The organism is Rhizobium sp. P1_E6 (assembly GCF_056405875.1).
The window spans coordinates 1-5,510 of record NZ_JBFUBG010000175.1; the positions used below are offsets into that span (position 1 = coordinate 1).

At 58.6% G+C, this 5,510-nt stretch carries 6 protein-coding genes; all 6 read right to left on the reverse strand.

The window, feature by feature from the left end:
* On the reverse strand, nt 1–881 hold an 881-nt coding region (locus tag AC1D35_RS34585), incomplete at its 3' end, for a phosphoribosylaminoimidazolesuccinocarboxamide synthase (RefSeq protein WP_477942387.1).
* A gap of 77 nt (nt 882–958) precedes the next feature.
* The gene (locus AC1D35_RS34590; protein ID WP_113309411.1) at nt 959–2,701 is read right to left on the reverse strand and encodes an SLC13 family permease; all 1,743 of its coding nucleotides are present in this window, start codon (nt 2,699–2,701) and stop codon (nt 959–961) included.
* Between the two features lie 108 nt (nt 2,702–2,809).
* Complete coding sequence (locus tag AC1D35_RS34595) at nt 2,810–3,493, reverse strand: phosphoribosyltransferase (protein ID WP_113309422.1); 684 nt, start codon at nt 3,491–3,493, stop codon at nt 2,810–2,812.
* A 22-nt stretch (nt 3,494–3,515) separates the two neighbouring features.
* Nucleotides 3,516–4,310 (reverse strand): pseudouridine synthase, encoded by a 795-nt coding sequence (locus tag AC1D35_RS34600; protein WP_477942389.1) that lies wholly within the window; start codon nt 4,308–4,310, stop codon nt 3,516–3,518.
* 165 nt (nt 4,311–4,475) lie between these two features.
* Complete coding sequence (locus AC1D35_RS34605; RefSeq protein WP_113295451.1) at nt 4,476–4,682, reverse strand: hypothetical protein; 207 nt, start codon at nt 4,680–4,682, stop codon at nt 4,476–4,478.
* Between the two features lie 133 nt (nt 4,683–4,815).
* Nucleotides 4,816–5,154 carry a hypothetical protein gene (locus AC1D35_RS34610; protein WP_113309419.1) on the reverse strand — a complete coding sequence of 113 codons (339 nt, stop codon included), beginning with the start codon at nt 5,152–5,154 and terminating at the stop codon, nt 4,816–4,818.
* Nucleotides 5,155–5,510: the final 356 nt, after the last annotated feature.

Genomic DNA, 5,510 nt, shown 5'->3' on the forward strand with positions numbered 1-5,510 from the left:
GGTACGAAGCGTTCACCGGTGATCCATTCATAGGCTTTGATGTAGACGGCCGAGGTCTGCTCGATCAGCTCGACCGGAATCTCCGGAATTTCATCCTTATAAGGGTCGCAGCGCTCGACCACCCAGGCGCGCACGAAGTCCTTGTCGAAGCTGTCCGGCCGCTTGCCGGCTTCGAAGGCAGCGGGATAGGTTTCTGCCACCCAGTAGCGGCTGCTGTCGGGCGTATGGATCTCGTCGGCGAGAATGATGTTGCCATTCTCGTCCGTGCCGAATTCATATTTGGTGTCGACAAGGATCAGGCCGCGTTTTGCGGCTATGTCCTGGCCGCGGGCGAAAAGCGCCAGCGCATATTTGGAAAGCGTTTCCCACTGCTCTTTCGTCAGCAGTCCACGGCTGACGATTTCGGCCGGCGTCAGCGGTTCGTCATGGCCGCCGTCGAATTCCTTGCTGGTCGGCGTGATGACCGGCTCGGGAAGAACCTGGTTGTCGTGCATGCCGTCGGGTAGACGCATGCCGTACATCTCACGCTCGCCCTTTTTATAAAGCGTCAGGATTGAGGTGCCGGTCGTGCCGGCGAGATAGCCGCGTACGACGATCTCGACAGGAAGAATATCGAGCCGCTTGCCGATGACGACATTCGGATCGGGGTAGTCGAGGACGTGATTGGGGCAAATGTCCTTCGTTGCCTCGAACCAGTAGCGGGCCGTCTGCGTCAGCACCTGTCCCTTGTAGGGAATGCAGGTCAGGATGCGGTCGAAGGCGCTCAGCCGGTCGGTGCTGATGATAATGCGCCGGCCATCCGGAAGATCGTAATTCTCGCGCACCTTGCCGCGGTAGTAGTTCGGCAGTTCCGGGAAATGGGCTTCGGAGAGAATGCGCACGGTGCTCGGCTGTCCTTCTATCGGCTTAAACTGTCCCTGCTCTAGTTTCATTGCGGGGGAAGTCAAGCAAAGGCTCATCAAAGCCAGAAGAGGGTGATGAGAACGAGCGTAACTATATAGCCGGCGAGTGTCAGCGGCCAGCCGGCGCGCAGGAAATCGCCAAAACGGTAGCTGCCGATGCTCATCGACAGCGTATTGTTATGATGGCCGAAGGGTGTGAGGAAATCCTGCGAGGCACCGGCGGCCACCGCAATCAGATAGGCCTGTGGCGGCTGCTGGCCGGCTCTCGCAAATTCCAACGCGATCGGCGCGAGCACGATCGCGACCGTGGCATTGTTGACGAAGGGTGTCAGCGCCATGGCCAGAAACAGAACGAGTGCGATGCCCCACAGCGGATGGCTGATCGGGAAGGCTAGGCTCAGCCATGCTGCGATGGTCTCGGCCATGCCCGTTGTGGCGACAGCCTGACCGATCGGGATCATTGCCGCGAGCATGATGATGATTGGCCAATTGAGGTCCGCCATTGCATGACGAATGTTGAGATAGCCGGGCAGCGCGAGCGCCAGCACCACGAAGGCAAGAGCAATATCGGGGCGTAGGCCGAAGGCGGAAGCGACAACGCCGCAGGCAAAGATTGCAAAAGGCTGCCATGAAGCCGGCGATCCGGGGAAGGGCGCTGCGGAAGCAAGGGGCAGGCATTCACACTCTTCCAGCGCCTCAGCTATCGCCGCTTTCGGGCCCTCCAGCACCAATATGTCGCCGATGGAAAGCTGGAGATCCGCAAAACGTCCTTCGATACGGGGAGAACGCATCGACAGTGCTGAAACGGTGACGCCGCGAGTACGGAAGACTTCCAGCGAGGCGATGCGCGAGCCGACGACCGTGCTTTCCGGCATGACGACGGCTTCGATGCTGGCGAAATCCGGCTGCAGCCCATGCGGATGGGCGTTTGGCACCAGCGTTTGCGAGGCGGCCAGATCCGCGAAGACCGAATCCGCGCCCTGCGCCAACAGAATATCGCCCGGCTGAATGACCGATTGCTCGAGCGGGCCAAAGACGAAAGCCCTATCGCGGATCAGGGCATGCGGCTGGATGCCGAAACGCTCTGGACATTGGGCAAGTGTTACGCCGACGAGCGGCGAATGTTCGGGAATGCTGCGCTCGACGACGATGCGGCGGGCCGGCGGAGTTGGCACTTCCGCGACCTCGTCCGGCTCCGAAAACAATCGCTGCACGATCAGCGCGATCAGCAGAATGCCTGTTACGGCGACCGGAAGCCCGACATAAGCAAAGTCGAAGAAGCGGAAACCTTTGCCCGTGGTTTTCTCAAGCGCATCGCTGACGAGAAGATTGGCGGGCGTGCCGATCAATGAGACGAGACCGCCGAGAAGAGCGGCGAAGGATATTGGCATCAGGAGCTGCCGGCGCGGAATGCTCATGAGCGTGTTCAGCCGCAGCGCCAGCGGTAGGGTAATTGCGAAGGCGCCGATATTGTTCATGAAAATCGAGATGAAGCCGGTCAGAGCGGAGACGCCTGCTATGACCCGGAAATGCGAAAGGCCCGATGCCACAAAGCCCTCAGCGAGGCTGTCAAAGAGTTTGGTGCGCGCCAGAACCTGGACGACCATCAGGATTTCCACGACAGTGATGACCACCGGGCTTGCGAAGCCGGCAAAGATCCCGTCGGCAGGATAAAGGCCCAGCACATAACCCGCAAGTAATCCGCCGATCGCGACAACTTCTATGCGCAGGCGATCGAGGGAGAACAGGAAGAGCATCGCCACCAGCAGGATCAGGAGGGCTGCTTGCTCAAGCGTCATCGGCGGTTCCTGTCTTCGATCACACGCCGAATGTAGCTTTTCGTTCGGTGCTGTATAGCCCGCTCAGACGAAAGAATGATCGGTCCTGACATCTGATCTTGCTGCTGGTCAGGCCGGTCTGCGCCATTTTCCTTCGGCTGTCCGCTCTAGGACGGGCGTGGCAAAAACGCCTTTCGTGCGTGCCTGCCATTTGGGGCCTGCGGCATCGAGTTTGGCGGGCCAGCGGTCCGATTGCAGCATTGCCGCGCCAATGACGACGGGTTCTATGCCGCAGCTTGCGAGAAGATCGAGACCTGCGACGATCGAGGTTCCGCTCGATATGACGTCGTCGATCAGCGCGACGCGGCGGCCTTCCAGAAGAGGCAGCATGCGCGGATCGACATAGAGCCGTTTCTGTTGCTCCGGTGTGGTAATCGATGAGAGGGCGACCGACAATTCGTCGCGATACCAGAATTTGCGGGAGGTGCCGAGCGGCACATACCGGTCGTGTCCGAGCTTCTGGGCAACTGCTGCCGCAAGGGTCAGGCCGAGTGTCGGCAGACCGGCGACCACGTCGATAGCAAAGGGCTCTATTTTTGCGGCGAGGTCTTCGGCGAGTGCATCCAGCACTGTGAAGCTTGCCTGATTGATGATCAGCGAGGCCAACCCATGTTCGCCGTCCGAGAGTACGCGGATCGGCAGCCGCAACTGCCTGCCATCCTCGAGTTCCGCCACGAAGAAGGACGTGAAGTCACCGACCGTTTCAAAACTGCCCGGCGGATGGATATCCTGCCAGAAATCATGCGGCTTCATCTCGTTCATTCCCGATCCCTTATCATCTCGCCGGCGCGATCTTCCGGCGAAGATTCTTCAGTTCGGTCTCGGTCAGCGCCCTGACAGAACCCTTTGGCAGGTCGCCAAGCTCCAGCCCACCGATCGCCACACGCATGAGCCGGAGGCAAGCGATATCAAGTGCTTCCAGCATCCGGCGGATCTGCCGGTTGCGACCTTCATGCAGTTCTACTTCGATCCAGGAATTGCGGTCGCCTTCACGCAGCTTTCGGGCAGCTGTGGCGCGCAGCAGTTCACCTTCATGCCGAAGACCCGATGTCATGGCCGCCAGCATGTCATCGTCAGCGATCCGGTCGATCTGGACGTGATAGGATTTCGAGACGTGAGTGATTGGGTCGAGCAGCGCCTGGGCGAATTCCGTATCGTTGGTGAAGAGCAGCAACCCCTCGCTCGCCTTGTCGAGCCGGCCGACAGGCGAGAGGTGTGGGACATCAAACTCGGCCAGGCAGTCATAGACCGTCGGGCGACCTTCCGGATCATGGCGGGTGGTCACAAGGCCGCGCGGCTTGTTCAGCATCAGGTAGATCCTGGCCTCTGCGGCGATCTGCTTGCCATCGACCTTTATAATAGCGGTCGAAAGATCGACCCATGCCGAGGGATCGGTGACGATGCGATTGCCGACCTCGACGCGGCCCTCTGAAATCAGCCGTTCGGCCTGCGTGCGGGAACAATAGCCAAGCTTGGAGAGCGYGCGCGGAAGCGTAACCCGCTTGCCGGCCGGTTCGGCCACGGGTCTGTTGGGTTCGCGTGTTTTTTGCGGTGATCGCCGGTCTGTCACTTCGCCATCCCTGATGCGATTGCGAAAGCCGTTCTTTGCATGAACGACGTATGGATGCCAGCAATGGGGCTCGAAATTCTGGGGAGTAGGGGATTTCGGATGCCGAAAGGAACTATCAACGCTTCAGGAAAAGCGCAGTAGGGGAAGAAGAGCTTTTCTACCGCCTCAGGGGCAGGCCATGAAGCCGGCCAGTTCCTGCCGGTTCACCACGATGCCGGCAGCAGCCTTGGCCGGGTCCGGATGTGTGTAGGACAGGCTCGGCATTTCGGGGAGATCTAGCGCCTGGCGCATGTTCATGATGCCGACAGCAAGGCGCCCATCGCCGCCGTCGACGCTGACTTCAACGATCAGCTTCTCTCTCTTGTTTTCCATGATGTCCTCCCTTCATTTTTATGTTCCCACTGCTCGCATTAAAAATTGGTTTTTCTAAGACATAAGTGTTTACGCATCCTGCAAAAATTGGATTTGCAGGATGCGCAAAAATGTAGCGATGGAGGTTGGTGGTTCAACGCCACCAGTGGCGCTGTTCGGGCTGTGAGGCGCTCGACAGCATATAGCCCGCCAAGAAGCCGATCGCTCCAGCAACCAGAAGCGCCGTCGTGGTCGCTGCCGGATGTTCGCGGGCCGTGCCGGCGACTGCCGCACCTTCTGCCCGGATTTGGGCGACAGCGCTCTTGGCACGGGGAAGCGCGTCTTCATAAGCCTTGCCTGCGCGATCGCGCACTTCGTAATAGGCTTCGGCGCCCTGAGCGGAAATCATCTTCTGTAGGCGGGACACCTCCTGCTGCAGGGCGGCGATGTCCTTGCTGACGGATGTTCTGAGATCATCGGTACTGGCGGCCATATCTGTCTCCTTTCCTTCAATGGGGAGGGAAACACGGAAATGCGCGTTAGGTTCCGAGCCTTTCGCGACAATCCTTTATGACGCTCGTTTGACAGAGGCGGACGAGCGTCCATTTATTCGGTGTTAACCATAAAATTGGCCAAGGCACTGTTTTTTTGTGGCCTTTCCGCATTTTTGGGAGGGGTTCAGGATGATTTTTTATCGTTCAGTAAAAGATTGTTCGAGAATTTTGTCGCAAAGGGGATCTGTGGATAACTTAGTGCCAGAAAATCCCCTGTCGAATCAACCTGTTACAAAAATGTCAAAAAAGTTGGATTGGATGTGTTGACTGTTTCGAGGGTGTGGGATTATAAGCC

What these genes read in the sequence shown, in the direction of transcription:
- AC1D35_RS34590 (WP_113309411.1), bottom strand. Translation starts at nt 2,701, where the DNA reads ATGACGCTTGAGCAAGCAGCCCTCCTGATCCTGCTGGTGGCGATGCTC.
- AC1D35_RS34610 (WP_113309419.1), bottom strand. Translation starts at nt 5,154, where the DNA reads ATGGCCGCCAGTACCGATGATCTCAGAACATCCGTCAGCAAGGACATC.
- AC1D35_RS34605 (WP_113295451.1), bottom strand. Translation starts at nt 4,682, where the DNA reads ATGGAAAACAAGAGAGAGAAGCTGATCGTTGAAGTCAGCGTCGACGGC.
- AC1D35_RS34595 (WP_113309422.1), bottom strand. Translation starts at nt 3,493, where the DNA reads ATGAAGCCGCATGATTTCTGGCAGGATATCCATCCGCCGGGCAGTTTT.